This window comes from Cedecea sp. VD22, from assembly GCF_037150195.1.
Taxonomy (GTDB): Bacteria; Pseudomonadota; Gammaproteobacteria; order Enterobacterales; family Enterobacteriaceae; genus Cedecea.
In genome coordinates this window covers 86861-112596 of the sequence record NZ_JBBCPX010000008.1, presented here as the reverse complement: position 1 = coordinate 112596, position 25736 = coordinate 86861, and the positions used below count along the sequence as shown (strand labels likewise).

29 protein-coding genes are annotated in these 25736 nt (G+C 53.5%); 6 read left to right on the top strand and 23 right to left on the bottom strand.

Annotated features, from left to right (window positions below; all coding sequences use genetic code 11):
• Positions 1 to 22 precede the first annotated feature (22 nt).
• Positions 23 to 616: an OapA family protein gene (locus WFK85_RS15485; protein ID WP_166993332.1), complete on the top strand. Its 594-nt coding sequence runs from the start codon at positions 23 to 25 to the stop codon at positions 614 to 616.
• A gap of 68 nt (positions 617 to 684) precedes the next feature.
• Here the strand turns inward: WFK85_RS15485 and rplI are convergent, their stop codons facing one another.
• The 4 genes from rplI to rpsF are packed head-to-tail and all read right to left on the bottom strand — an operon-like array spanning position 685 to position 2126.
• Entirely contained in the window at positions 685 to 1134 is a 450-nt protein-coding gene (gene rplI, locus WFK85_RS15480) for a 50S ribosomal protein L9 (protein WP_008460412.1), read from the bottom strand.
• Positions 1135 to 1175: 41 nt separating this feature from the next.
• Entirely contained in the window at positions 1176 to 1403 is a 228-nt protein-coding gene (rpsR, locus tag WFK85_RS15475; RefSeq protein WP_000135199.1) for a 30S ribosomal protein S18, read from the bottom strand.
• A 4-nt stretch (positions 1404 to 1407) separates the two neighbouring features.
• Positions 1408 to 1722, bottom strand: a complete 315-nt coding sequence (gene priB, locus WFK85_RS15470) for a primosomal replication protein N (protein WP_008460409.1) — start codon at positions 1720 to 1722, stop codon at positions 1408 to 1410.
• An 8-nt stretch (positions 1723 to 1730) separates the two neighbouring features.
• Positions 1731 to 2126, bottom strand: coding sequence for a 30S ribosomal protein S6 (gene rpsF / locus WFK85_RS15465; RefSeq protein ID WP_008460407.1), 396 nt, complete (start codon positions 2124 to 2126; stop codon positions 1731 to 1733).
• 347 nt (positions 2127 to 2473) lie between these two features.
• On the opposite strand from rpsF, the gene yjfY reads away from it, so the two are divergent.
• A complete protein-coding gene (gene yjfY / locus WFK85_RS15460) occupies positions 2474 to 2749 on the top strand; it encodes a DUF1471 family protein YjfY (RefSeq protein WP_008460405.1) in 276 nt (91 codons plus the stop codon).
• Positions 2750 to 2888: 139 nt separating this feature from the next.
• Here yjfY and WFK85_RS15455 read toward each other — a convergent pair whose 3' ends face one another.
• Genes WFK85_RS15455 through ulaA form a run of 6 tightly spaced genes read right to left on the bottom strand, consistent with a single transcriptional unit; the run spans position 2889 to position 7296 of the window.
• Positions 2889 to 3575: an L-ribulose-5-phosphate 4-epimerase gene (locus WFK85_RS15455; protein WP_008460404.1), complete on the bottom strand. Its 687-nt coding sequence runs from the start codon at positions 3573 to 3575 to the stop codon at positions 2889 to 2891.
• The gene (locus tag WFK85_RS15450) at positions 3575 to 4429 is read right to left on the bottom strand and encodes an L-ribulose-5-phosphate 3-epimerase (RefSeq protein ID WP_336708830.1); all 855 of its coding nucleotides are present in this window, start codon (positions 4427 to 4429) and stop codon (positions 3575 to 3577) included. Before WFK85_RS15450 ends, WFK85_RS15455 begins: the two co-directional genes overlap by 1 nt.
• A 9-nt stretch (positions 4430 to 4438) precedes the next feature.
• Complete coding sequence (locus WFK85_RS15445; protein WP_008460402.1) at positions 4439 to 5089, bottom strand: 3-keto-L-gulonate-6-phosphate decarboxylase UlaD; 651 nt, start codon at positions 5087 to 5089, stop codon at positions 4439 to 4441.
• A 12-nt stretch (positions 5090 to 5101) separates the two neighbouring features.
• Positions 5102 to 5569: a PTS ascorbate transporter subunit IIA gene (ulaC, locus tag WFK85_RS15440; RefSeq protein WP_008460401.1), complete on the bottom strand. Its 468-nt coding sequence runs from the start codon at positions 5567 to 5569 to the stop codon at positions 5102 to 5104.
• Positions 5569 to 5883, bottom strand: coding sequence for a PTS ascorbate transporter subunit IIB (gene ulaB, locus WFK85_RS15435; protein WP_008460400.1), 315 nt, complete (start codon positions 5881 to 5883; stop codon positions 5569 to 5571). The genes ulaC and ulaB overlap by 1 nt, the downstream gene beginning before the upstream one ends.
• Positions 5884 to 5895: 12 nt before the next feature.
• Complete coding sequence (ulaA, locus tag WFK85_RS15430) at positions 5896 to 7296, bottom strand: PTS ascorbate transporter subunit IIC (protein ID WP_008460399.1); 1401 nt, start codon at positions 7294 to 7296, stop codon at positions 5896 to 5898.
• Between the two features lie 358 nt (positions 7297 to 7654).
• On the opposite strand from ulaA, the gene ulaG reads away from it, so the two are divergent.
• Positions 7655 to 8719, top strand: a complete 1065-nt coding sequence (ulaG, locus tag WFK85_RS15425) for an L-ascorbate 6-phosphate lactonase (RefSeq protein WP_166993320.1) — start codon at positions 7655 to 7657, stop codon at positions 8717 to 8719.
• A gap of 118 nt (positions 8720 to 8837) precedes the next feature.
• Positions 8838 to 9593, top strand: a complete 756-nt coding sequence (gene ulaR, locus WFK85_RS15420) for an HTH-type transcriptional regulator UlaR (protein WP_008460394.1) — start codon at positions 8838 to 8840, stop codon at positions 9591 to 9593.
• A gap of 3 nt (positions 9594 to 9596) precedes the next feature.
• Here ulaR and yjfP read toward each other — a convergent pair whose 3' ends face one another.
• The gene (gene yjfP / locus WFK85_RS15415; RefSeq protein WP_008460391.1) at positions 9597 to 10325 is read right to left on the bottom strand and encodes an esterase; all 729 of its coding nucleotides are present in this window, start codon (positions 10323 to 10325) and stop codon (positions 9597 to 9599) included.
• A 166-nt stretch (positions 10326 to 10491) separates the two neighbouring features.
• Between yjfP and bsmA the strand changes: the two genes are divergently transcribed.
• Together bsmA and yjfN are read left to right on the top strand one after the other, a co-directional pair.
• Positions 10492 to 10821, top strand: a complete 330-nt coding sequence (bsmA, locus tag WFK85_RS15410) for a biofilm peroxide resistance protein BsmA (protein ID WP_008460390.1) — start codon at positions 10492 to 10494, stop codon at positions 10819 to 10821.
• A 157-nt stretch (positions 10822 to 10978) separates the two neighbouring features.
• Entirely contained in the window at positions 10979 to 11254 is a 276-nt protein-coding gene (gene yjfN, locus WFK85_RS15405) for a DUF1471 family protease activator YjfN (protein ID WP_008460389.1), read from the top strand.
• A 15-nt stretch (positions 11255 to 11269) separates the two neighbouring features.
• On the opposite strand, the gene WFK85_RS15400 is transcribed toward yjfN, so the two are convergent.
• From WFK85_RS15400 to mutL, 12 genes are all read right to left on the bottom strand, one after another.
• A complete protein-coding gene (locus tag WFK85_RS15400; protein WP_166993314.1) occupies positions 11270 to 12904 on the bottom strand; it encodes an isovaleryl-CoA dehydrogenase in 1635 nt (544 codons plus the stop codon).
• Between the two features lie 108 nt (positions 12905 to 13012).
• The gene (rlmB, locus tag WFK85_RS15395; protein WP_336708824.1) at positions 13013 to 13744 is read right to left on the bottom strand and encodes a 23S rRNA (guanosine(2251)-2'-O)-methyltransferase RlmB; all 732 of its coding nucleotides are present in this window, start codon (positions 13742 to 13744) and stop codon (positions 13013 to 13015) included.
• 179 nt (positions 13745 to 13923) lie between these two features.
• Positions 13924 to 16371, bottom strand: coding sequence for a ribonuclease R (gene rnr / locus WFK85_RS15390; RefSeq protein WP_008460386.1), 2448 nt, complete (start codon positions 16369 to 16371; stop codon positions 13924 to 13926).
• 38 nt (positions 16372 to 16409) lie between these two features.
• Positions 16410 to 16835, bottom strand: a complete 426-nt coding sequence (nsrR, locus tag WFK85_RS15385; RefSeq protein ID WP_008460383.1) for a nitric oxide-sensing transcriptional repressor NsrR — start codon at positions 16833 to 16835, stop codon at positions 16410 to 16412.
• A 177-nt stretch (positions 16836 to 17012) separates the two neighbouring features.
• The gene (locus WFK85_RS15380) at positions 17013 to 18311 is read right to left on the bottom strand and encodes an adenylosuccinate synthase (protein ID WP_008453598.1); all 1299 of its coding nucleotides are present in this window, start codon (positions 18309 to 18311) and stop codon (positions 17013 to 17015) included.
• A gap of 102 nt (positions 18312 to 18413) precedes the next feature.
• Entirely contained in the window at positions 18414 to 18611 is a 198-nt protein-coding gene (locus WFK85_RS15375) for a DUF2065 domain-containing protein (protein WP_336708821.1), read from the bottom strand.
• A gap of 62 nt (positions 18612 to 18673) precedes the next feature.
• Positions 18674 to 19678 (bottom strand): protease modulator HflC, encoded by a 1005-nt coding sequence (gene hflC / locus WFK85_RS15370; RefSeq protein WP_008453602.1) that lies wholly within the window; start codon positions 19676 to 19678, stop codon positions 18674 to 18676.
• 2 nt (positions 19679 to 19680) lie between these two features.
• The gene (hflK, locus tag WFK85_RS15365) at positions 19681 to 20940 is read right to left on the bottom strand and encodes an FtsH protease activity modulator HflK (RefSeq protein ID WP_008453604.1); all 1260 of its coding nucleotides are present in this window, start codon (positions 20938 to 20940) and stop codon (positions 19681 to 19683) included.
• 210 nt (positions 20941 to 21150) lie between these two features.
• Positions 21151 to 22431, bottom strand: a complete 1281-nt coding sequence (hflX, locus tag WFK85_RS15360) for a ribosome rescue GTPase HflX (RefSeq protein ID WP_008453606.1) — start codon at positions 22429 to 22431, stop codon at positions 21151 to 21153.
• Between the two features lie 75 nt (positions 22432 to 22506).
• Entirely contained in the window at positions 22507 to 22818 is a 312-nt protein-coding gene (gene hfq / locus WFK85_RS15355) for an RNA chaperone Hfq (protein WP_008453608.1), read from the bottom strand.
• 101 nt (positions 22819 to 22919) lie between these two features.
• Complete coding sequence (gene miaA / locus WFK85_RS15350; protein WP_166993308.1) at positions 22920 to 23864, bottom strand: tRNA (adenosine(37)-N6)-dimethylallyltransferase MiaA; 945 nt, start codon at positions 23862 to 23864, stop codon at positions 22920 to 22922.
• Entirely contained in the window at positions 23857 to 25734 is a 1878-nt protein-coding gene (mutL, locus tag WFK85_RS15345; RefSeq protein WP_166993305.1) for a DNA mismatch repair endonuclease MutL, read from the bottom strand. The genes miaA and mutL overlap by 8 nt, the downstream gene beginning before the upstream one ends.
• Between the last annotated feature and the right edge of the window lie 2 nt (positions 25735 to 25736).

The window sequence follows — 25736 nt, the reverse complement described above, 5'->3', positions numbered from 1 at the left end:
GAAAGTATTCTTTTGAGGAGGGTTGCCCATGCAATTCGCTGTTAAACCATGGCTTACGCGGATTTGGCATGCACCTGAGCATATCCGCTTGTTGGATCCGTTACCTCCCCTGCACCGCCGAGGCATTATCCTTGGCTTCGCGTGCGTCATTCTCGGCTTTCTCCTGCCAGGGGCAGATAATGATAGTCGCCCGGTCTCACGCGATGCACAGCTCTCCGTACAATCTCAGTCACCGATGCAGGCTGAACTGACGCCTTCAACCAATAGCAATGTTCCAGCGACACCGGTTGAGCCTCCACGCGTGGAGGAGCAACCCCAGGCTCCCGTTCCCCATGACAACAATGATATTGAGCAGCAGTGGCGCTCCTATCGCGTAGCGGCCGGCCAGACGATGGCCCAGCTGTTCCGCGATCATAATTTACCGCCAGCGGACGTTTACGCGATGGCGCAGGTAGAAGGTGACAGCAAGCCGCTGAGCAACCTACAGACCGGGCAAATGGTGCAGATCAGGCAGAATGCCAACGGTGTGGTGACGGGCTTAACCATCGATATCGGCAACGATCAGCAGGTGCTGTTTACCCGCCAGCCGAACGGCAGCTTTATTCGCGCGCAGTAAATGTTGCGGCCGCAGAAAAGCAAAACGCCAGCACGAGGCTGGCGTTTTTACGAGCAGTGAATAAAAACTTATTCAGCTACAACGTTTACAGTCAGTTTAGCGAATACTTCGCTGTGAACCTGGAAGTCCACTTCGTGCTCACCGGTGGTGCGCAGAACGCCGTTCGGCAGGCGAACTTCGCTCTTAGCAACAGCAACGCCAGCTGCAGTTACAGCGTCAGCGATGTCGCGAGTACCGATGGAACCGAACAGTTTACCTTCGTCGCCAGCTTTGGACGCGATGGTTACGGTTTCCAGTGCGTTGATTTTCTCAGCGCGAGCTGCAGCAGCAGCCAGAACGTCAGCCAGTTTAGCTTCCAGTTCTGCACGGCGTGCTTCGAAGAACTCAACGTTTTTCTTGGTAGCAGGAACAGCTTTACCCTGTGGTACCAGGAAGTTACGAGCATAGCCCGCTTTAACGTTAACCTGATCACCCAGGCTACCCAGGTTTGCTACTTTATCAAGCAGAATAACTTGCATTACCTTATCCTCTCAAAGTCGTATTAATGGACCGTGACCGATTACTGATGACGATCAGTGTACGGCAGCAGAGACAGGTAGCGAGCGCGTTTGATAGCGCGAGCCAGCTGACGCTGGTATTTTGCACGGGTACCGGTGATACGGCTTGGGACAATCTTACCGCTTTCGGTGATGTAGTTTTTCAGCGTAGCGATATCTTTATAGTCGATCTCTTGAACGCCTTCCGCGGTGAAACGGCAGAACTTGCGACGACGGAAATAACGTGCCATATGGCTAGTCTCCAGAATCTATCAATTCAATCTGCTCGGCATGCAAGACCACTTTGTTCAGGCCATTTTTCATCTGATGACAAGTAATGAACCCATGAACCGTGATTTGCGTACCGACCGTTATACTGTGAGTAATGGCCTGGTTCGCGTGCCCGCTAACAATCACTGGCATTCGGCACCATGCCTGCCGGTTAAGACCGGCTTCCTCTTGCACAGAACGGTGCTCAAGCACGAACTGGCAGTGAGGAATTCCTGAGGGGCTGACCTTGCGAAGGGGCGTCTTGCACACTGTGCCAGACAACGCCAGGCGGTTGGCCATCATCAGAATTACTCTTCAGAATCCCCAGCATCTGCATCATCAGCGGTTTCGTTAGCGAAATCATCGCGACGCTCACGGCGCTCGTCTTTCGCTTTAACCATTGGAGATGCTTCGGTAACCGCGTGCTTAACGCGCATAACCATGCTGCGGATAACGGCGTCGTTGAAGCGGAAGTTAGTTTCCAGCTCATCGATCGCTTCCTGCGGAGCTTCAACGTTCAGCAGAACGTAGTGAGCTTTGTGCAGTTTGTTGATCGGGTAAGCCAGCTGACGGCGGCCCCAGTCTTCCAGACGGTGGATCGTACCTGCTGCTGCAGTGATTGCACCAGTGTAACGTTCGATCATGCCCGGAACCTGTTCGCTCTGGTCAGGATGGACCATAAAAACGATTTCGTAATGACGCATCGAATTGCTCCTTACGGATTATTCAGCCTCCTGTCAGGGTCAGCCGCGGCCCATGGAAGCAAGGAACGTGTTTGAATTGCGGCTGAAAAATTGACGCGTAATCATACTTACCCAGGCCGCCAAACTCAAGGCCGCAGGCAAATAAATTCTCTTTATGACAGGGGGAATGGCTAAGCCTGTGAATTTCAAAACAAAGCAGCAGATCGTCAAAATATTTTGAAAGAGACCATCAGAAATGGTCGCTTTTTATTCAACCATCAGGAATTACACTTATTGGTAACAGGCCGCCACAGCCATTAACAGGAGCGACGACCACGGATTTCAGGTTTGTTGTAGTGGAGCGCATCATGAAAAATATCGTTATTGCCCTTGCCGCTGTTCTGCTCTTTAGCGCAAATGCGGCCGCAGCTATAAAAATCGACGCCCGCCAGGCCAGAAATATGGACGACGTTCAGAGCCTGGGCGTTATTTACATCAACCACAACTTCGCTACCGTTTCTGAAGCGGAATCGGCCATTCAACAGGATGCTGACCAGCACAACGCGAAGTTTTATCACACGATAATCATGAGAGAACCGGGCAGCAACGGCAATATGCACGTCAGCGCTGACATCTACCGGTAGTTTGAGAGTACGCGTAAACACCAGAGAAGACACCACGACCTAAAAATCCATGTTTGACTTGCCCCCGCTTGCGGGGGCTTTTTTTGGATAACGCCCCAATACCGCTGGTGACAGCGGCTTTAACATCCAACACACGCGTTCACTTTTGCCCGTAATAGGCATTCGGACCATGCTTACGCATGAAATGCTTGTTTATCAGGTAATCATCCATGCGGCCAAGGAGGGGATTAATGCCGCGAGCAATCCACGCCATTCTGGCGACTTCTTCCATAACGACCGCGTTATGCACCGCATCATGAGCATCTTTGCCCCAGGCAAAAGGCCCGTGTTGAAACACCACAATTCCCGGCGTATGCAGTGGCTCCATTACGTCCAGCGTTTCAATGATCACCCGCCCGGTGTTCAGCTCGTAATCCTCTTCAACTTCACTGGCGCTTAACGCTCTGGTGCACGGGATGTCGCCAAAGAAGTAGTCCGCATGAGTCGTGCCCAGCGCAGGAATGGCAAGACCGGCTTGCGCCCAGGCCGTAGCATGCGTCGAGTGGGTATGCACCACGCCGCCAAGACGCGGATAGTGGCGATACAACGCCAGATGCGTAGCCGTATCGGAAGAAGGACGGAGCTTACCTTCCACCACATTGCCCTCCAGATCCACCACCACCATATCGTCCACACTCATGATCTCGTAGGCTATGCCGCTGGGTTTAATGACCACCAGCCCACGCTCGCGGTCAATGGCACTCACGTTGCCCCAGGTGAAGGTCACCAGGCCATAGCGCGGTAAATCCATATTAGCGTCAAAAACCTGCTGTTTGAGCTTTTGCATTATGATGCCTCCACCAGTCCAGCCTGCACCATCCGCGCTCTCACCCAATCGCGCGCGCGCGCCACTTCTGCTGCCGGGTCATCGGCCGTTTCACTCCACATTTCAATCAGGTAGGGGCCACAATAGCCACTCTGTTGGAGAGTCTCAAAACAACCTTCGAAATCAACCACGCCTTCACCAAACGGCACGCTTTTAAACACACCTGGCCTTGCATCCTTCACATGCACTGCGACGATATGCCCCATCCCGGCCTGTAGCTCCATCTGCACATCGTTATCCCACGCGGACAAGTTGCCAATATCAGGATAGAGCTGGAACCACGGATTATTCAGGTAATGGACATAGCCCAATGCCTTACTGACTGAATTCATCAGCGGGTAATCCATGATTTCCATCGCCAGCATCACCTGCGCGCAGCTTGCCATTTCGACGCACTCTTTAAGGCTCTCGCGAAAACGGCGGCGCGTCTCGTCATTGGCCTCCTGATAATAAACGTCGTAACCCGCCAGTTGGATAACTCGAATGCCCACATCCTGTGCCAGTTGAATCGCCTTGCGCATGATCTCCAGACCGTGGTTCCGTACCGCATCGTCTTCGCTACCGAGCGGGAAACGTCGATGAGCACTGAGGCACATAGAAGGAACACGCACACCGGTTTCGGCAATCGCATTGACCAAAGCGAGGCGCTGTTCTTTGCGCCAGTCCAGGCGAGCCAATCGGGCATCGGTTTCATCAACCGACATCTCGACGAAGTCAAAAAGGAGTGTTTTCGCCAGCCGCAGGCGTTCCAGCCAGCACTCCCCGGAGGGAAGTGCTTTTTCATAGATGCCGAGCGGAATATGTTTCGACAGCATAACCGCTCCTTAGCCCCACAACTGGGCAATAGAACGTTTAAACTGCCGTGCCGCTTCCGCAGGTGCAGCCGCATCGCGAATGCTGCGACCGGCAATAAAGACGTGAATCGGAATCCCCTGGAAAAGCGGCAAATCTTCCAGCGTCAGGCCGCCGGTTACGGTGACCTTAAAGCCCATATCAGACAGACATTTAATGGCATTGATATCTGCTTCGCCCCACGCCATACCGGCCGCCTGTGCATCACGGCTACGGTGATAAACCACCTGCGCGATGCCCGCATCACGCCACGCCTTCGCCTGCGACCACGTCCAGTAGCCTGTCAGTTCAATCTGTATGTCACCGTCAAACTCTTTCGCCACATCCAGTGCGCCCTTGACGGTGTTAAGATCCGCACAGCAAATAACGGTTACCCAGTCGGCGCTCGCTTCAAAACACATGCGGGAAAGAATTTTACCGGCATCGGCAATTTTGGCATCAGCCAGCACAATTTTTTGCGGATAGAGCGACTTCAGATCGCGAACGGAGCGTACACCTTCAGCCACACAAAGAATGGTACCAACTTCAATGATGTCCACTTCATCGGCAATCAGGCGGGTTGTTTCATATGCGGAAGACATTGATTGATTATCCAGCGCAACCTGCAACATTGGTAATGACATTTGATGCTCCTTTTAAACAGCCGCCGCAGTGGCATTATCAATTAAATCGAGTACTTCCTGCGTGGTGCGGCAGGCACGTAAACGGTCAAAATTAGCCTCATCTTCAAACAGATTGACGATCTGCATGATGCCCACTTCCTGATGGGTGCTGGCGTCAATGGCCGCCATGGTGATAAGAATATCGACCGGATCATTATCTTCATGGTTGAACACCAGAGGCGTTTTTAGCGTCACCAGCGCGAAGCCGGTTTTCTTGACCCCCTCTTCCGGGCGGCCATGCGGCATCGCCAGCCCTGGCGCAATCACAAAGTAAGGACCATGCTGCGCAACACCATCAAGAATGGCCTGGTAATAACGCGGCTCAACAATGTCAGCCTTAACCAACAGATCAACACTCAGCTTTACCGCTTCCTGCCAGGTACGGGCCTCAGCCTGTAAAAGGATGGTGTTATTGTCTGCCAGCGAATTACGTAGTTTCATTAGCTGCCCTCCTTCACATCCTGTGGAAAGTGAGCATTGATCACCTCCAGCAGTTTTGGCCCAAAATCAGCAGGCGAGAGCATATTTCGCACCCCAACAACATATTTATTGCCTGTTACGGTGATTTCTCCCGCGATATGCGTGGATGCGATGATGATGTCCGCGCCGTTGAGTTCACTTTTGTATTCCCCCACCGCGCAACTGTTTACCGTATGGTCAATATTTGACTGAGTTAAAAACTGGTCCACTTTCATCTTCATGATCATGGAACTCCCTTGCCCATTGCCACACACGGCCAGGATACGTACGGTCATAATCGAGACTCCTTAGCGAGCAGAAACTTCTGCTGTTTGTTTTTCCGCATCTTCCTCCGCTCGCAAACAACGGCCAGCGAAGAACATATAGGCCAGAGCAATCAGAATGATGACGGCCATAAAGACCAGTCCGACAGAGGCGAAGCCCTGCATCATCGGTGGTGCCAGAATTGACCAGTCGGCCATCCCCATCCAGGCGCTCATGCCGGTGAGTTTTACCGCCCAGACACAGCCAAAGATTTCAATCATCCCCATCACCAGACAAATCTTCAGCGCAGCACGCCAACCGCCAAAGTGATTAGCAAAGACGCCGATGGTGGCGTTCGAGAAGAACATTGGGATAAAGCCCGGAATAATCAGAATGGAAGAACCGAGGCCCACCAGAATACCGACGGCGATCAACTGGCCGATGGTGCCCCACAAAAAGCCCCAAACTACGGCGTTTGGCGCAAAGCTATAGATAGCGGCACAATCAATCGCCAGCACTGCGCCAGGAATCAAACGCTGGGAAATACCGTTGAACGCTTCGGACAGCTCGGCGACGAACATACGCACGCCCTGAGTGATGATGAAAATAGCCACGGCGAACGAGAAACCGGTTTGCAGGATATAAACCGTCCAGTGGGTGCTGCCCGCCATCGCCTGGACAACGTCGATACCAAAGGAGAGCAAAATGGCACCGAAGAAGAGGGTCATCACAATCGCCGTAGAGACGATGTTGTCATGGAAAATATTAAGCCAGCCCGGTAGCTTGAGGTCTTCAACGCTCTCCTCTTTTTTACCAAGATACGGCGCGACTTTATAAGCCACCCAGGAGGCAAACTGCTGTTGATGGCCAATAGAGAAACCGCAGCCGTCAGTCACTTCCTGCGTCGGCTTAAACATCATATTGGCGGTAATGCCCCAGTAGAGCGACACCAGCACTGCAGTACAGATAATCGTCGTCAACATTGGGTAGCCGAAGATATAGAAAGCAACGGCAATCAACCCCGCCTGCTGGAACATGATGTGGCCGGTCAACATGATGGTGCGAATGCCTGTGATCCTGCGAAGCAGAACGTAAATGATGTTCAGCGCCAGCGCGAGTAGTACGGCATATCCCACCCAACTGTAGGCATCACCCATACGCTCAATAGTTGCCATCATTGACGCATAGGTGTCAGAGATCGCGCCGTTGATACCATACACTTCCGACATTTTTGCCACCACGGGCTTAAAAGTGCTCGTCAGAATGCCGGAACCCGCCTGCAGCAACATGAAACCAATAATGGTTTTGATGGTGCCTTTAATGATGACGCTGACGCTTTTGCGTAGAAGGATGTAGCCCAGACACGTCACGATACCCAGCAACAGCGGGGCGTTAGTCATGACCTGATTAAAGAACACGGTAAAGACGTTGTAGAGGATCTCCATAACTCTCTCCAGAAATAAGAACGCGAGGGGCAATCCCTTCGTGGTGGGTGCCATCACTCTAGCAATCACAAATGATCACAAAAAGATCAAATTTGATTATTTGTGATGCATCACGCAAATTATTTCCATAGGATGAGAATGGATTATCACCGCCGTTCAAAGCAAAGAAAATAAATCATTAAATTCAATTAAATAACCACAGTTCACCGATATCAAACCAACATAAAGATAGATTTACGCTGCCGTTTTCAAGTCGAAATATCACTATCAGGCTATTGCAAGCTGAATCAAATAGTGCCACTTTAAATCAAACGAAATCACCATATGATTTATTTTGAATTAAAAAGGAGTGAAAACGATGAATAAAGTGAACACGATCACCCGTGAATCATGGGTTCTGAGTACCTTTCCGGAATGGGGGAGCTGGCTGAATGAAGAAATTGAACAAGAGCAGGTTGCGCCGGGCACCTTTGCCATGTGGTGGCTGGGCTGTACAGGCATCTGGCTGAAATCAGAAGGCGGGGCCAATATTTGCACCGATTTCTGGTGCGGAACAGGTAAGCAAAGTCACGGCAACCCGCTGATGAAAATAGGCCATCAGATGCAACGCATGGCGGGCGTGAAGAAACTCCAACCCAACCTACGTACTACACCGTTTGTTCTGGATCCATTCGCCATTCGCCAGATCGATGCCGTACTGTCCACGCACGATCATAATGATCACATTGATGTGAACGTTGCCGCCGCAGTCATGCAGAACTGTGCTGATGACGTACCGTTCATTGGCCCACAAACCTGCGTTAATCTGTGGATTGGCTGGGGTGTACCGAAAGAACGCTGCATCGTGGTAAAACCCGGCGACGTTATAAAAATAAAAGATATTGAAATCCATGCGCTCGATGCGTTTGACCGTACCGCGCTGATCACGTTACCGGTCGATCAAAAAGCTGCGGGGGTGCTGCCGGACGGGATGGACCAGCGCGCAGTGAACTACTTATTCAAAACGCCGGGTGGCACGCTGTACCACAGCGGTGATTCTCACTACTCTAACTACTACGCAAAACACGGTAACGAGCACCAAATCGATGTGGCTCTGGGCTCCTATGGCGAGAACCCACGCGGTATTACCGACAAAATGACCAGCGCGGATATCCTGCGTATGGCCGAATCACTGAACGCCAAAGTGGTCATCCCGTTCCATCACGATATCTGGTCAAATTTCCAGGCCGACCCACAGGAAATCCGCATGCTGTGGGAAATGAAGAAAGATCGGCTGAAATATCACTTTAAGCCCTTTATCTGGCAGGTTGGGGGGAAATTCACCTGGCCGTTGGACAAAGACAACTACGAATACCACTATCCACGTGGGTTCGATGACTGCTTCACCCTGGAACCCGATCTGCCCTTTAAGTCCTTCCTGTAAGATGTCTCCGGCGAGCGGTCAATACAAGCCGCTCGTCGGAATTTCTTTCCGTCCACATTAGTATTTTCATCTGATTTTAAATATTATCTTTGCTTATCACTTTTAATCGGATTTGCTCATGACGGAAGCGCAAAGACATCAAATTTTACTGGATTTGCTTGCACAAACGGGGTTTGTCACCGTGGAGCAAGTGATATCCCGGCTGAAAATCTCTCCCGCAACGGCTCGGCGTGATATCAATAAACTCGACGAGAGCGGCAAACTGAAAAAAGTCCGCAACGGTGCGGAAGCCGTTAGTGAGCAGCGTCCGCGCTGGTCGCCGATGAACATTCATCAGGCTCAAAACCATGATGAAAAAGTACGGATTGCCCGCGCGGCTTCTCAGTTGGTCAGCCCAGGTGAAAGCATTGTTATCAACTGCGGCTCCACAGCCTTTCTGCTCGGCCAACAGATTTGTAGTAAACCGGTACAAATCATTACCAACTACTTACCGCTGGCAAATTATCTTATCGAACAGGAGCATGACAGCGTGGTTATCATGGGGGGGCAGTACAATAAAAGCCACTCTATCACCCTCGGGCCACAGGAGAATGAAACGTCGCTGTATGCCGGACACTGGATGTTTACCAGTGGCAAGGGACTGACCGCCGAAGGTTTGTATAAAACCGATATGCTAACCGCAATGGCAGAGCAGAAGATGCTGGGAGTGGTGGGCAAACTGGTGGTGTTGGTTGACAGCAGCAAAGTCGGGCAACGGGCTGGAATGCTGTTCAGCCGCACAGATCAAATAGATCTGGTCATTACCGGCAAGCAGGCCGATCCTGAAGTCGTGTTAAAACTTCAGGAACGTGGCATCAAAGTCATCTTGGTTTAGTGCTTACAGGTACCGGACAAAAAACTGGCTTGTGGCGTCTAACGCTTCGGGCGTAATGCGATGTTTGACGCCCGCTTCCCATACGCAAGTCAGGTTTTTATCCAGCTTGTTCGCCCCCAGCGCCTGCTGCAACCTGAACGTTTCGACGGCGGGCACAACATCATCTTCTTCACCGTGCCAGAGCAGTAACGGCCTGTTGCTTAGCGCTTCAAGCTGCTCGCCAACATCGTAATCCTTCAGACTGACGATAATCTTGTCACGTACCTCCACCGAAGGTGGAAACAGCGTCTGGGCGAGCGTCGTAAAATAGCCAGATCCCATCAGGCAGGCAACGCAGCGGACTTCAGGCTGCCGCGCCATAATCCCCAGCGCCGTCATGCCCCCCATAGAAGCCCCTCCCACGGCAAGTCTGCCCTCAGCAACACCGCCGGAGTTGATTAATGCCTGATAGAGAGCCGGGAATTCATCAATACTGTTTTTTAAAATCGGCCAGAACTTCTGCAGGCGAGCGTGAGCGTCACCGCTGTATCGAGCGCCATGATCGAGCGCATCAGGCATGACAACACGAAATCCCCGCTGCGCCAGCGCCACAGCGAAATAGCTATAGACCAGTTTTGAAGAGGTAAACCCGTGATAGAAAATAACCGTCGGCAGCGGGGACTGCTTCATTCTGGCAGGGACCGCGTGCAGCACTTCAACATCGGCAAACCGCTCATTATAAATTTCGATCATCTTCTCTTCTCCTCCGGCGAAATATCAGGGAAAGTAACGCAGATTAGGGATTATTGTAACGATGAGATCTAGCTAGCGATTTTCATTCGAAAGTCAGCCAAAAGCGCGCCTGAGATAACAAATCGGGAACATTCCCCCTTTGCACGGCCAAACCCGGAACTACACTATGATCGTCAAGAAACGAGAAACCATCATGCCACGGCTATCCGTACTATTTTTGGCAGCCTTACTCAGCGCCTGCAGCGTGCTTCAGGGTACACCGCAACCAGCACCGTCGCCGACGAATTATCCGCAGGAAGTACAGCGCACTCAGACTGCGGAATTAACAAAAATAGGCACCGTGACCGCCGTGGTACGTGGCTCTCCGATGGACTCAGAAGCCATTATTAAGAAGAAAGCCGCAGCAGCAAAAGCCGATTATTATCTCATCATTATGAATGATGAGACGGTTATCCCGGGCCAGTGGTATTCACAGGCTATTTTGTATCGAAAATAGCCGAGGCCGATAGCCGTTATTTATTGATATTTACACAGCTTTTCGCCGCTTGATCGTTTCTTATGCACAATGGACCTCGCCCTCAGGAAGCGGGGTCAGCTTTGAGTAAGCGAAGGATTGCCCTGTCACTTCGGGGTAAAATGATAAGGAACTGACAATGAAACGATCCCTTGCCTTAACGACACTGCTGTTATCTGTTGGCCTCATTCCGACTCTGGCGCAGTCCGCCGAGTTTGCCAGCGCGGACTGCGTAACGGGCCTCAATGAAATCGGATTAATTTCGGTCAATAACATTGCCGGCAGCCCGCAGGACGTCGAACGTATGATCGCGCTGAAAGCTGACGAGCAAGGCGCTTCCTGGTACCGCATTATTCAGATGCAGGAAAACTCTCTGGCCGATAGCTGGCGAGCGCAGGCCATTCTCTACGCGTAAAGGCCCGCGATTTTATTAAGCCACGCCTCCCGTTGCCCGCAGCAGCACGTCATTGATGACCTGCTCGGGCAAAAGCGATTCTCCCCGTTCATCCAGCATCATACGGCACCAGGCTTCCGCTGCCGGGGGTGAAAGTGATTTAAGTAATTGTGCCCCACAGGCGAGATTAGCCAGCTGCTGAGTAATTTCTCTGCCTCTCTCCTCCTGAGGCTTCCGCAAACGCTGCTGCAACTGCCGCCAGTTGCGATCGAAATGCCGGTTTTGCCCTTTAACCTCATCAAATTCGCTGCACAGCATCTCCATTGCCGCAGGCTGTTTGGCGAACACGCGCAGCACATCAAGGCTCATAATATTGCCCGATCCTTCCCAGATGCTGTTTACAGGCATTTCACGATATAACCGAGGCAACTCGCTCTCTTCGCAGTAGCCCACGCCACCCAGTACCTCCATCGTTTCTGCCACAAAAGGGATCCCTGCTTTACAGATGCTGAATTTCGCGGCCGGGGTCAACAAACGACTGTAGGCCAGCTGTAGAGCATTGTCCGGCGACTCCCACGCTCGCGCCAGACGGAAAAGAAAAGCCGTCTGGCCTTCAAGCCGCAGCGCCATTTTTCCCAGTAGCTGACGCATCATCGGCTGTTCGATAAGCGTTTTGCCAAAGGCCTGCCGCTGAAGGGCGTGGCACAAGGCCACGGAGAGTGCTCGCCGCATCAGACCGTGACTCCCCAGCGCACAGTCGAAGCGGGTAAATCCGCCCATCTTCAAAATATGACGAATGCCTTCGCCTTCCTCACCAATAAGCCAGGCCGTGGCATCACAGAACTCGACTTCACTGCTGGCGTTTGAACGGTTACCCAGCTTGTCCTTGAGCCGTTCAAGACGAACGGCATTGCGCTGGCCGTCCGGCAGAATACGCGGTAAGAAGAAGCACGACAGTCCGTCCTTAGCCTGAGCAAGCACCAAATGCGCATCGCTTTGCGGCACGGAGAAAAACCATTTGTGCCCCACCAGCCGGTAAGCCTCACCGGCCCCTCGGCCAGCCAGCGGTTCTGCGCGAGTCGTGTTACTCAGCACGTCAGATCCACCCTGCTTTTCAGTCATTCCCATACCGATCAGCAAACCACGTTTTTGTTCACCCGACAGCAAATGTGCATCATAGCGATCGCTCAGCAAGGGCTTGCGCCAGCCTTCAAATACTTTGGGTAAATGCTGTAGCAGCAGTGGCGTTGCTCCAAACGTCATCGTAATCGGGCAAAGCGTGCCCGCTTCAACCTGAGCATGTTGGATAAACCGAGCCGCACGGGCAACAAAAGCGCCCTGACGAGCATCTTCTTGCCAGGCCAGGTTGTGAACCCGATTAGCAAACAGGCCTTGCATCAGCAAATGCCAGGCGGGGTGAAAACGAACGTCGTCCAGGCGCTCTCCGCTGGCGTCAAACCGCAGCAGCTCCGGCGGATTGATGTTTGCCAGGCGGCCGAGCTCCAGAGATTCTGCAGATCCCAGCTGTTGGCCGATGCTGGCCAGCAGTTCAACATCCCAGCCAGCCCCTTCACGGACGACAGCTTCTCGCAACGGGATGTCTGAAAGAAAAAGATTGCTGTTGCTGAGGGGTTTGGGTTGATTAAAAACGGTGTGAGTTTGCCAGCGCATGCTGTTCCCTCCATCTGTGGCAATGCCAGTAAGTATGGACGGAGATGCGGGTTCTGCGCGGAGGGGGATCACAAACGGGGTGTTTCCACCCCATTCAGATGATGTGGCTTAACCGCGCTGACGCACGATTTCGAACAGGCAAACGCCGGTGGCAACGGACACGTTCAGAGAAGAAACGGTCCCGGCCATTGGAATGCTGACCAACTCATCGCAGTGCTCGCGGGTCAGACGACGCATGCCTTCACCTTCTGCGCCCATAACCAGCGCCATCGGGCCAGTGAATTTGCTCTGGAACAGAGTATGGTCCGCTTCACCGGCGGTGCCGACGATCCAGACGTTCTTTTCCTGCAGCAGACGCATGGTGCGGGCCAGGTTGGTGACGCGGATCAGCGGCACATTCTCCGCTGCGCCACAGGCAACTTTTTTTGCCGTCGCATTCAGCTGCGCGGAACGATCCTTCGGGACGATAACGGCATGCACACCGGCCGCGTCTGCGCTACGCAGGCAGGCACCAAGATTATGCGGATCTGTTACACCGTCCAGAATCAGCAGGAACGGACGTTCGTGTTCGGCGATCAGGTCAGGCAAATCGTTTTCCTGATACTGGCGGCCCGGCTTCACTCGGGCGATGATACCCTGGTGTACCGCGCCTTCGGCTTTCTCGTCGAGCCACTGGCGATTTGCCACCTGTACCGGGATCCCTTGTGCTTCAATAGCGTGGATCAGCGGCAGCAGGCGCTTGTCTTCGCGACCTTTCAGGATAAAGACTTCCTGAAAACGCTGCGGAGCACGTTCAAGCAGGGCCTGGACGGCGTGAATGCCGTAAATAATTTCACTCATCGATATCACTCATTGCGGACGAGGGTTCGCCCGTGTTGGTTTGTTCATAATCGGGATTTTTCCCCTCACCCCGGCCCTCTCCCCAAAGGGGCGAGGGGGAAAACGATAAAAGCATACATTATCGTTCTGTTTGCCCCCTCTCCCTCTCCGGGAGGGAATACGCCAGAGTGAGGGTAATATCAGCTCGCCTGCTTCTTCGCGGCGCGCTTCGCCTTCGTTGCTGCGGCTATTTTACGGGTTTTGTCAGACGGCGCTTTGGCTTTCTTCGGTTTCTTTCCAGCCTTCTCTTTCTTTGCTTTCGCTCCGTCTTTCTCTTTACGGAAAGCATTGTCCGGTTCGAAGTTTACGCGCTTGCCTGCCTGACGGCGCTTAGATGGCGCACCACCCTTTCCGCCTCGCTTCGCTTTGTCTTTTGCCGTTTTACCTTCGCCACGCGGCGCACGCGAGCTTGAGATCAACGCGAAGTCAATTTTACGTTCGTCCATGTGTACAGCTTCCACCCGAACCTCAACGCGATCGCCCAGACGATAAGTCTGCCCGCCGGATTCGCCAATCAGGCGCTGACCAATCTGGTCAAAGCGGTAGTAGTCGTTGTCCAACGTCGAGACGTGAACCAGGCCGTCGATAAACAAATCGTCCAGACGCACGAAGAAACCGAAGCCTGTTACGCTGGCAATAATGCCGTTGAATACCTGGCCGACCTGATCCTGCATAAAGTCGCACTTCAACCAGTCCGCTACGTCGCGAGTCGCTTCGTCAGCGCGGCGTTCGGTCATCGAGCAGTGCTGACCCAACTGCAGCATCTCTTCCATGCTGTAGTGCCAGCCGCCGGATTCGGTGCTGTTCCCGGTATGCCCCTGCTCTTTTGCCAGTAAGTATTTAATGGCGCGGTGCAGGGACAAGTCCGGGTAGCGACGAATTGGCGAAGTAAAGTGCGCGTAGGACTGCAGCGCCAGACCAAAGTGCCCCCGGTTTTCCGGATCGTAAATCGCCTGTTTCATCGAGCGCAGCAGCATGGTTTGCAGCATTTCGTGGTCAGGGCGATCGGCGATAGATTCCAGCAGATCGGCGTAATCACGCGGTTCTGGTTTCTGCCCGCCTGGCAACTCAAGGCCCAGCTCAGCCAGCACCGAACGGAACGCAGTGATCGCATCGTTGCTTGGGCGATCGTGATCGCGGAACAGCGCTGGCTCGTTATTCTTCTCGACAAAACGCGCCGCCGAGATGTTAGCGAGGATCATACACTCTTCGATCAGTTTGTGTGCATCGTTACGCACGGTCTGCTCGACGCGCTCAATGCGGCGCTCAGCGTTGAAGATAAACTTTGCTTCTTCGCTTTCAAACGAGATCCCGCCGCGTTGAGCACGAGAAACTTCCAGCACTTTGTAGAGGTTATGCAGCTCTTCGATGTGTTTAACCAGCGGCGCATATTGCTCGCGCAGTTCCTGATCGCCCTGCAGCATATGCCAGACCTTGGTGTAGGTCAGACGCGCATGGGAGCTCATCACCGCTTCATAGAATTTATAGCCCGTCAGGCGCCCTGCCGCGGAGATGGTCATCTCGCAGACCATACACAGGCGGTCAACCTGCGGGTTGAGGGAACACAGGCCGTTTGAAAGCACTTCCGGCAGCATCGGTACTACCTGCGACGGGAAGTAAACTGACGTCCCGCGATTGCGGGCTTCGTTATCCAGCGCCGTAGGGGGACGAACGTAGTAACTTACGTCGGCAATCGCAACCCACAGGCGCCAGCCACCGCCGCGTTTTTTCTCGCAGAATACGGCATCGTCAAAGTCACGCGCGTCTTCGCCGTCGATGGTCACCAGCGGTAGATCGCGCAGATCAACACGGCCGATTTTAGCTTCTTCCGGCACTTCTTCTTTCAGTTTTGCAACCTGGGCTTCAACTTCTTTCGGCCAGACGTGCGGGATTTCATGGGTACGCAGCGCCATATCAACGGCCATGCCGGTATCCATGTTGTCGCCAAGCACTTCAACAATCTTACCGATCGCTTTGGTACGACGGGTCGGACGTTGGGTCAGCTCGACCACCACCACAAAGCCCATACGGGCGCCCATCAGCGCTTCCGGCGGGATCAGAATGTCGAAGCTCAGGCGGCTGTCGTCCGGCACCACAAAACCTACGCCTGCGTCGGTAAAGTAGCGGCCAACAATCAGCCCGGTTCTTGGCTCCAGCACTCGCACAATACGCGCTTCGCGGCGGCCTTTACGGTCCGCGCCGAGCGGCTGCGCCAGCACCAGATCGCCATGCATGCACATTTTCATCTGCTCGGATGAAAGATAGAGATCGTCTTTACTTCCTTCAACTCGCAGGAAACCGAATCCGTCGCGGTGGCCGATCACTTTACCTTTCAGCAGATCCAGGCGTTCCGGCAGCGCGTAACACTGGCGGCGGGTGAAGACCAGTTGGCCATCACGCTCCATCGCACGGAGGCGGCGGCGCAAAGCTTCAAGCTGTTCTTCACCGGAGATTTTTAGTTCTTCCGCCAGCTCTTCGCGGCTGGCCGGTTTTTCACGTTTTGAGAGATGGTCGAGAATAAACTCCCGGCTTGGGATCGGGTTTTCGTATTTTTCGGCTTCTCGTTCCTGGAAAGGATCTTTTGACATTTCGGGTCCTCCGTTGTCATCCGCAGATGGAATCGTGATTATTCCACCAGCAGTAATTTGTAGAGCGGTTGGTTTTGGTCCACCAGGTCGGCCAGCGTGTGCTTGTCCAGTTCCTGAAGGAAACTCTGCACCGCCTCAGCCAAAGCCTGTTTGAGTCGGCAGGCGGGGGTGATATGACAAAACTCACTGCTACAGTTCACCAATGAGAGCGGCTCCAGCTCGCGCACCACGTCGCCAATGCGGATCGTTTCCGCTGGCTTACCAAGGCGAATGCCGCCATTTTTTCCTCGCACGGCCATAACATAGCCCGCGCGGCTGAGTTGATTGATGATTTTCACCATGTGATTACGGGACACGCCGTACACCTCTGTGACTTCAGAGATATTGGTCATTCTCCCTTCGGGAAGAGAAGCCATATAAATCAAAGCACGTAAACCGTAATCAGTAAAACTCGTTAACTGCACATCAACCTCATGGGTGGGAGGGGAAACGCTTTGCGTAAGGCAAGTTGTACCTTAAAGCAGGTACATATTGATGATAAACCAGCCATATGGTTGCCAGCTAATTTATTTGATTGGAATGATGAATAAAGCGGCGGGAAGAAAGCGATACGGGGTGTGAAACCACACCCCGTGACATCATTATGCGTCGAACGGATCGCGCAGAATCATGGTTTCAGTACGGTCCGGGCCGGTTGAAATAATATCAATCGGTACGCCGGTGACTTCTTCAATGCGTTTGATGTAGTTCAGCGCTGCCTGCGGCAGACCGCTGCGCTCTTTCACGCCGAAAGTGGTTTCAGACCAGCCTGGCATCACTTCATAAATCGGTTCGATACCTTCCCAGTCATCCGCAGCCATTGGCGTGGTGGTCACTTCACGACCATCAGGCATACGATAGCCTACGCAGATTTTCACTTCTTTCAGGCCGTCCAGGACGTCAAGCTTGGTCAGGCAGAAGCCGGACAAGGAGTTGATCTGCACGGCACGACGCACGGCAACCGCATCCAGCCAGCCGGTACGACGGCGACGACCGGTAGTAGCCCCGAATTCGTTACCCTGTTTGCACAGGAATTCGCCGATGTCATCAAACAGTTCAGTTGGGAACGGACCAGCACCCACGCGAGTGGAGTAAGCTTTGATAATACCCAGAACGTAATCCACATAGCGCGGACCGATGCCGGAGCCGGTCGCAACGCCACCTGCGGTGGTGTTAGAGGAGGTTACGTACGGATAGGTACCGTGGTCGATGTCCAGCAGCGTACCCTGAGCACCTTCGAACATGATGAAGTCGCCGCGTTGACGCGCCTGATCCAGCAGGTCAGAGACATCCACAACCATGCTGGTCAGAATGTCGGCAACCGCCATCGCATCGTCCAGCACTTTCTGGTAGTCAACGGCTTCAACTTTGTAGAAGTTCACCAGCTGGAAGTTATGGTATTCCATCACTTCTTTCAGCTTGTCTGCAAAGGTGGCTTTGTCGAACAGGTCGCCAACGCGCAGGCCACGACGGGCCACTTTGTCTTCGTAAGCCGGCCCGATGCCGCGACCGGTTGTACCGATAGCTTTCGCGCCGCGAGCTTTTTCACGCGCAACGTCCAGCGCAACGTGGTAGTCAAGGATCAGCGGGCAAGCTTCTGACAGCAGCAGACGCTCACGTACTGGAATACCGCGGTCTTCCAGACCTTTCATCTCTTTCATCAGCGCAGCTGGAGACAGCACAACGCCGTTACCGATGATGCTGGTGACGTTTTCGCGAAGAATGCCTGATGGAATAAGATGAAGAACGGTTTTTTCACCGTTGATTACGAGAGTGTGACCTGCGTTGTGACCGCCCTGATAGCGCACAACATATTTAGCCCGTTCAGTCAGAAGATCGACGATCTTTCCTTTACCTTCGTCACCCCATTGGGTGCCCAGTACGACGACGTTGTTACCCATTTTTCAAAATCACCGTTTGCTTAAAAATGGATTCTACCATCGGTTTCTCAGATGAACAGCCCTTTTAGTATACAAAATCAGTTTCTGCCGGATAAATTTCACTCAGCTACTGGCGCGACTCAACATGTAGTAGATAACGATGCCAGCAACCACAAGACCACCGCCAAAACGGCGCAATAGCGTGTCCGGTAATTGCGCCATAGCCAGAATCATTCGCCGCCAAATGCGCGGATAAATCATCGGTCCCAGGCCTTCGAGTACCAAAACCAGCGCAAGCGCCAGCCAGATTGTTGAATTCATAATCATCCTTTGCGGGCATAAAAAAAGAGCCGGTAAACCGGCTCTTTCTCATTACTCAGCGATTAGCGTGAGCTATTGGCTGGCGTTTTCATGTAACGGAAGAAGTCGCTGTCCGGGCTCAGTACCATGATGTCCTGATTAGACTGGAAGCTGGCTTCATAAGCACGCAGGCTACGGATAAAGGCGTAGAAGTCTGGATCCTGGCTAAACGCATCAGCAAACAGCTTCGCGGCTTCAGCATCACCTTCACCACGAGAGATACGCCCTTCACGCTCGGCTTCTGCCAGCGTACGGGTAACTTCGTAGTCTGCGGTTGCACGCAGCTTCTCAGCTTCTTCCTGACCCTGTGAACGGTGACGACGGGCAACTGCTTCACGCTCTGCACGCATACGGTTGTAAATCGCCTCGGACACTTCAGCAGGCAGGTTAATCTGCTTAATACGGACGTCCACAACTTCAATACCCAACGCCGCCATACTGTTCGGGTTAACCACCGGCACTTTACCGTTGGTCTCTTCAGTAATACGCGCCGCTGCGGAAGCAATGGCATCGTCAGCTGCAGGCGTTGCGACTTCATCATCCGTGCCCGCAGAACCGGAGTTCAGAGCGTCACGGACGTCCAACGTCAGGCGACCACGGGAATCGGTCACGATGTCTTTCACATCCAGACGACCAATCTCAGATCGCAGACGGTCACTGAACTTACGCTTCAGCAGGACTTCTGCCTGAGAAACATCACCACCACCGGTGGCAAGGTAGTAACGGCTGAAGTCGCTGATGCGCCACTTGATGTAGGAGTCAACGATCAGGTCTTTTTTCTCTTTGGTTACAAAGCGATCGGCCTGGTTGTCCATCGTCTGGATACGCGCATCCAGAGTTTTCACGGTTTCAATGAACGGGATCTTGAAGTGCAGACCTGGCTCATACACGACCGGTTTGTTTTCATCATCACGCAGGACTTTGCCGAAGCGTAATGTAATGCCGCGCTCGCCCTCATGCACCACAAACAGCGAGGTGTAGATCACGACCAGCACGATGATAATTACTGCCACAAAAGACTTACGCATCGTTATTCACTCCCTACGCGCTGGGTATCGTTGCGCAGTGCGTTGGCACGGCGCTGATCCATGATATCGCCACTCGAGGAGGACGAAGAGGTGCTGGCACTGCTGCTTGAGCTGGACGCTGGCGGCAGACGCAGCAAATTGTTCGCTGCGCTGTTATCGCTCTTCGCGGCCGGCTGCTGAGCGCCGCCCTTCAACATCTGATCCAACGGCAGCACCATCAGGTTGCCACCTTTATCGTTAACCAGCACTTTACGGGTGTGGCTAAGGACTTTTTCCATGGTTTCGATATACAGACGCTCGCGAGTAATCTGCGGTGCGGCTTTATATTCTGGCAGCATCTTCGCAAAGCGAGCCACTTCACCCTGCGCTTCCAGAACGGTTTGTGCTTTATAAGCACGCGCTTCTTCCAGAATACGCTGAGCCTGGCCGTTTGCACGCGGCTGTACTTCGTTGCTGTAAGCTTCTGCCTCACGAATGTACTGCTGTTCGTTCTCACGAGCGGCAATCGCATCATCAAAGGCGGCCTTAACTTCTTCTGGCGGACGTGCCGTCTGGAAGTTTACGTCCAGCAGCGTGATACCCATGTTGTAAGGCTTGATGGTTTCTTCAAGCTCACGCTGGGTATCGCTACGAATTACGGTACGCCCCTCGGTGAGGATCTTATCCATGGTGTATTTACCGATAACGCCCCGCAGTGCGCTGTCGGTGGCCTGACGCAGGCTGTCATCCGCACTGGTCACGCTGAACAAATAGCGCTGTGGATCGGTCACGCGGTACTGCACGTTCATCTCAACGCGCACGACGTTTTCGTCAGAAGTCAGCATCACACCGGACGCCGCAAGTTCACGTACCGACTCAACGTTCACTGCCTGGACGCTGTCGATAAACGTCGGTTTCCAGTTCAGACCCGGCTCAACGAGATGGCTGAATTTACCAAAGCGGGTCACAACACCGCGTTCGGCTTCTTTAATGGTATAGAACCCGGTTGCGGCCCAGATAATGACCGCGGCTGCAGCCACAATACCGACCACTCGACCGCCAATAGGATTGCCCGGCCCCTGCGATGCATTACCACCGCCGCTGCCACCGCTTTTCCCGCCGCCAAGGCCGCCGAGTTTTTTACTCAGCTTGCGGAAGATATCATCCAGATCAGGTGGCCCCTGATCGCGCCCTCCTTTGTTACCCCCAGAGTCGCCGCCAGGCTTGCTGCTTCCCCACGGGTCGCGGTCCTGTCCGTTATTACCGGGCTGATTCCACGCCATGTTTATGCTCCATATTTGTTGTGCGGTGATATCCCCCGAGGGGGAAATAGTCTTCAGGACATTTATACCCGTCATACTTCAAGCCGCAGGTGCGGTGGCTGCGCCCGCTCACCCCAGTCACATAGTTAGGCTATGCTCCTGGGAACTCTCGGCCTTGTCGCCTGCCTGCAACTCGAATTATTTAGGGTATATGAACCAGTCTGATGACATCTAAACGATGTAATCCGCGAGTGCCGGTTCTTGTTTACAGAGGCGACGCCAGTCCACGATAGGCATACGAACTTCTAACCCCACGCACCCGTCTTCCTCTGTCCACTCTTTTTCTATTGCCTGAAGCTGATAAAAACGGCTCCGCAAACGCCCTGCCTGAGGGGGTAAACGCAGCGTATGCTGCGCAATTTCACCAGACAAACGCTCCGTCAGAGCCTGGAAAAGCAGTGGGACACCGGCACCGGTCTGTGCGGAAAGCCAGACGCGGATCGGCACATTCTCGTCGTTCCTGTCGATACGCGGCTCAAACTCATCCAGCGCATCGATTTTATTCATGACCAACAGCGTAGGGATTTCATTCGCCTCAATCTCTTCCAGTACGGTATCGACTGCTGCAATGTTTTCCTGCATCCGGAAGTCGGCCGCGTCAATCACGTGTAACAACAGCGTGGCCTGACGTGTCTCCTGCAAAGTGGCCTTAAACGCCGCTACCAGATCGTGAGGCAGGTGGCGAATAAAACCGACAGTATCTGCCAGCACGGTTTCGCCCACATCGGCGACGTCAATACGGCGCAGTGTAGGATCGAGTGTGGCAAATAGCTGATCCGCGGCATAAACATCGGCCGCGGTAATTCTATTAAATAGCGTGGATTTACCGGCGTTGGTGTAACCCACCAATGAAATCGTCGGCACATCGGCTTTATTACGTGAACGCCGTCCCTGCTCGCGCTGTTTTTCTACGCGCTCTAACCGCGAAAGGATCAGCATAATACGATTGCGCAGCAGACGACGGTCCGTCTCGAGCTGGGTTTCCCCTGGACCACGTAAACCGATCCCGCCTTTCTGGCGCTCAAGGTGAGTCCAGCCGCGTACCAGGCGCGTAGCCAAATGGCGAAGCTGGGCCAGCTCAACCTGCAATTTACCCTCATGGGTACGTGCACGTTGGGCAAAAATATCTAAAATTAACCCGGTGCGATCGATAACACGACACTGGCACAGGGCTTCCAGATTACGTTCCTGGGCGGGCGATAACGCATGATCAAACAGCACAACCGACGCCCCAGTGGCCTTAACGGCCTCGGCAATCTCAACGGCTTTGCCTTCACCAACAAAATACTTTGGGTGCGGGGACTTGCGGCTACCGGTTACCACCTGCAGCGCTTCGACACCGGCTGAAGAGACCAGGGATTCAAACTCCGCCAGGTCTTCCATGTCTTTGTCTTGCGAAAAATAGATGTGAACCAGTACCGCCTGCTCACCGGCATCATAACGGTCAAACAAGCGTATAACCTCTCAAAAAGACCAGCGGGGAACGCAGTTGAACTGGTCCCCCGACCGGGAAAACAGCAAGCAACCTTATTCGGTTTCTTCGCTGTCTTGTTGCGGCGCAGAACCAGCCTGCGCGCTGCCGCCGTGATGGTAGCCGCCAGAACCGCCGGTGCCGGTGTTATTGCTATGATGAGAAACCGGACGAGACGGAACAACGGTAGAAATCGCGTGCTTATAGACCATCTGGCTGACCGTGTTTTTCAACAGGATCACGAACTGATCGAAAGACTCAATTTGACCTTGCAGCTTAATACCATTCACCAAATAAATAGAAACTGGAACACGTTCACGACGCAGTGCGTTCAAGAACGGATCTTGTAAAGATTGCCCCTTAGCCATTCTATCTTTTCCTTATATGTTTGTTGTTTGTCACTCAAGAGCGATTAGCTCTGAAAAACTGCGTAAAAATTTGCGCACGCTGACGATTCAATTGTACACATTCACCCATGCTTCGCACTAACAACCTGTAGCACTTCGCTGTATGCCTGCTCAGGTTTTTCACTGTCTAACCAGTGAACACCTTCCCAACCACGCAGCCAGGTCATCTGGCGCTTAGCCAATTGACGCGTCGCGCAAATACCTCGATAAACCATTTCATCGTATGACGTTTCACCGGCCAAATAAGCCCACATCTGGCGGTAGCCCACACAACGGATGGAAGGCATCTCCGTATGCAAATCTCCGCGAGCAAAAAGCGCCCGCACTTCTGCTTCAAAACCTGAAGCTAACATCTGATGAAAACGCTGCTCAATTCGCTGATGGAGCAGTTCACGGCTCGCCGGGGCGATGGCGAACTGATGCACCTGATACGGCAGAGCTTCTCCTGACGTTTGCGTCAGTTCCGTTAAAGTTTTACCCGAAATGAAAAAAACTTCCAGTGCCCGGGAAAGCCTTTGCGGATCATTTGGATGAATCCGGGCAGCGGCAACCGGATCGATTTCCTCCAGTTGACGATGCAGCGCATTCCATCCTTGCTCTGCCGCCTGTTGCTCTATTCTTGCCCTGACTTCCGGGTCCGCCGACGGCAGTGGCGAAAGCCCTTCCAGCAGCGCTTTAAAATAGAGCATAGTCCCACCGACCAGCAGCGGAATACACCCGGCGGCGGTAATTTCAGCCATCTCGGCCAGCGCATCACGGCGAAAATCTGCCGCAGAGTACGCCTGAGCCGGGTCAAGCAGGTCCAGTAACCGGTGAGGCGCCTGGGCTTGCTCTTGTTCCGTTGGCTTAGCGGTACCGACATCCATTCCACGATAGATGAGGGCCGAATCTACGCTTATCAACTCTACCGGCAAAGTTTTACGCAAATTAATAGCAAGTGCCGTCTTACCTGAGGCCGTTGGCCCCATTAAAAAAATCGCCTGTGGCCTTTTTTTATCTTCAGTCATCTTTCAGGGCGTTCATCGCCGATTGTAAATCAACAGGTTGCAGTAAACCGCTGGGGGGTGATTTCACCAACTGCGGGCAAAGACGTTCAACGTCTGCCAGCAGGGTAATCGCCTGAGCCTGACTCCACTGTTCATGATCGCTTGCCAAATGACGAGCAATCCACAAAGCCAGCTGGCCCGCCGAAACGTCCGCCTGTTGCGCCAGGTATCCTGGCAGTTCGTGAATCAAGATTTGTAAATTTTGTTTCCGTAAAGGTAAAGGTACCGTGCGAATTGTTATCTGCCGGGCATCGGTATCAAACTCAATGCCCATTTCTTTTAAAAGCGCCTGATATTTAACCAATACGTCATGTTCTTCGCGACTGACTTTCAGCCGGAGCGGAATCAGCAGCGGCTGAGCACGCAGGCCTTCACTCCCCGGCGCCAGTTGCGCCTGTTTTAGCCACCGTTCGGCCACCACCAGCGAAAGCAGCGAAAGTTTGCCCTGTCGCTCCAGCAAAGCTTTATCCGGCGGTAAAACCGTTAACACCCGGCCAAAACTTTGCGAGTGGCCCTCTAACGCAGCTGGTTCTTCAGCACGAACGGCAGGTTTTGGCTCGACCTCAGGCGTCTCAAGCAACTGATGGTAAAGGGCACCCTGCTGCTTTTGATAGCCAGGCGCTGCGTGTGGCCAAAGGGGCGTACCTCCGACCCCGGCTGGACGGCCACCGCTGCCAGATGTAGACGAAATCTGCCTTGGCGCAGTCTCACGGGGCTCACGCGCGACGGCTGGCGTGGCAAACTGATTGCGCCCGGCGGCAACACGGTTCTCCGGTTGCCAGCGCTCAACGGGCGTTTCCGCCGTTTCTTCCAGCGCCAGAGCGTTCTCACCCTGCTGCTGAAGTACGCTTATCACGCCCTGATAAATAAAGTCATGCACCAGCCGTGACTGATGGAAACGCACCTCATGCTTCGCAGGGTGAACGTTAACGTCCACCTGATGCGGATCGATCTCCAGATACAGCACAAAGGCTGGCTGCTGATCCACGCCCAGTTTGTCTTCACAGGCCTGGCGAATCGCATGGTTAATTAAGCGGTCGCGCATCATGCGCCCGTTAACATAACAATATTGGATCTCCGCCAGGGCCGAAGTGGTTGCAGAAGGCTCAGCAACCCAGCCACGTAGCATCAAATCCCCGTGCTGCCACTCAATGGCCAGCGCCTGTTCAAGAAACGGCGTACCGCAAATGGCCCCCAGGCGACGCTCGCGTGGCGCATCTTCCTGTACGGCACGGTACTGGCGGATCATTTTGCCGTTGTGATTAAGCGTGATAGAAACGTCGAACCGCGCCAGCGCAATGCGGCGGACCACTTCATCAATATGATTAAATTCGGTTTTTTCGGTGCGCATGAACTTTCGGCGCGCAGGCGTGTTGTAAAACAGATCGAGCACTTCGAGCGTTGTTCCAACGGGGTGCGCGGCTGGTTTGACCGTCACAGCCTGGTCACGCCCTTCGGCGTAGGCCTGCCAGGCTTCATTTTGTTCTGCGGTACGCGATGTCAGGGTCAGGCGGGAAACGGAGCTGATACTTGCCAGCGCTTCGCCACGAAACCCGAGGCTGATAATGGCCTCCAGATCGTCAAGCGAAGCAATTTTACTGGTGGCGTGGCGAGCCAGCGCCAGCGCCAGCTCTTCCTGCTTGATACCGCAGCCGTTGTCCCGAATACGAATGAGCTTCGCGCCACCACGTTCAATGTCGATATCTATGCGCGTGGCCCCGGCATCAAGGCTGTTCTCAACCAGCTCCTTCACTACCGACGCAGGGCGCTCTACAACCTCGCCAGCGGCGATCTGGTTCGCAAGCTGCGGCGGCAGAACCTGAATCGGCATGT

Coding starts and splice junctions, on each gene's coding strand:
- rlmB (WP_336708824.1), bottom strand. CDS start 13,744: ATGAGTGAAATTATTTACGGCATTCACGCCGTCCAGGCCCTGCTTGAA.
- yjfN (WP_008460389.1), top strand. CDS start 10,979: ATGAAACGATCCCTTGCCTTAACGACACTGCTGTTATCTGTTGGCCTC.
- ulaR (WP_008460394.1), top strand. CDS start 8,838: ATGACGGAAGCGCAAAGACATCAAATTTTACTGGATTTGCTTGCACAA.
- ulaB (WP_008460400.1), bottom strand. CDS start 5,883: ATGACCGTACGTATCCTGGCCGTGTGTGGCAATGGGCAAGGGAGTTCC.
- WFK85_RS15455 (WP_008460404.1), bottom strand. CDS start 3,575: ATGCAAAAGCTCAAACAGCAGGTTTTTGACGCTAATATGGATTTACCG.
- rnr (WP_008460386.1), bottom strand. CDS start 16,371: ATGTCAAAAGATCCTTTCCAGGAACGAGAAGCCGAAAAATACGAAAAC.
- rplI (WP_008460412.1), bottom strand. CDS start 1,134: ATGCAAGTTATTCTGCTTGATAAAGTAGCAAACCTGGGTAGCCTGGGT.
- WFK85_RS15375 (WP_336708821.1), bottom strand. CDS start 18,611: ATGAATTCAACAATCTGGCTGGCGCTTGCGCTGGTTTTGGTACTCGAA.
- WFK85_RS15380 (WP_008453598.1), bottom strand. CDS start 18,311: ATGGGTAACAACGTCGTCGTACTGGGCACCCAATGGGGTGACGAAGGT.
- WFK85_RS15400 (WP_166993314.1), bottom strand. CDS start 12,904: ATGCGCTGGCAAACTCACACCGTTTTTAATCAACCCAAACCCCTCAGC.
- ulaG (WP_166993320.1), top strand. CDS start 7,655: ATGAATAAAGTGAACACGATCACCCGTGAATCATGGGTTCTGAGTACC.
- ulaA (WP_008460399.1), bottom strand. CDS start 7,296: ATGGAGATCCTCTACAACGTCTTTACCGTGTTCTTTAATCAGGTCATG.
- bsmA (WP_008460390.1), top strand. CDS start 10,492: ATGATCGTCAAGAAACGAGAAACCATCATGCCACGGCTATCCGTACTA.
- hflC (WP_008453602.1), bottom strand. CDS start 19,678: ATGCGTAAGTCTTTTGTGGCAGTAATTATCATCGTGCTGGTCGTGATC.
- priB (WP_008460409.1), bottom strand. CDS start 1,722: ATGGCCAACCGCCTGGCGTTGTCTGGCACAGTGTGCAAGACGCCCCTT.
- hfq (WP_008453608.1), bottom strand. CDS start 22,818: ATGGCTAAGGGGCAATCTTTACAAGATCCGTTCTTGAACGCACTGCGT.
- hflK (WP_008453604.1), bottom strand. CDS start 20,940: ATGGCGTGGAATCAGCCCGGTAATAACGGACAGGACCGCGACCCGTGG.
- rpsR (WP_000135199.1), bottom strand. CDS start 1,403: ATGGCACGTTATTTCCGTCGTCGCAAGTTCTGCCGTTTCACCGCGGAA.
- yjfY (WP_008460405.1), top strand. CDS start 2,474: ATGAAAAATATCGTTATTGCCCTTGCCGCTGTTCTGCTCTTTAGCGCA.
- rpsF (WP_008460407.1), bottom strand. CDS start 2,126: ATGCGTCATTACGAAATCGTTTTTATGGTCCATCCTGACCAGAGCGAA.
- miaA (WP_166993308.1), bottom strand. CDS start 23,864: ATGACTGAAGATAAAAAAAGGCCACAGGCGATTTTTTTAATGGGGCCA.
- mutL (WP_166993305.1), bottom strand. CDS start 25,734: ATGCCGATTCAGGTTCTGCCGCCGCAGCTTGCGAACCAGATCGCCGCT.
- WFK85_RS15445 (WP_008460402.1), bottom strand. CDS start 5,089: ATGTCATTACCAATGTTGCAGGTTGCGCTGGATAATCAATCAATGTCT.
- yjfP (WP_008460391.1), bottom strand. CDS start 10,325: ATGATCGAAATTTATAATGAGCGGTTTGCCGATGTTGAAGTGCTGCAC.
- WFK85_RS15450 (WP_336708830.1), bottom strand. CDS start 4,429: ATGCTGTCGAAACATATTCCGCTCGGCATCTATGAAAAAGCACTTCCC.
- ulaC (WP_008460401.1), bottom strand. CDS start 5,569: ATGAAACTACGTAATTCGCTGGCAGACAATAACACCATCCTTTTACAG.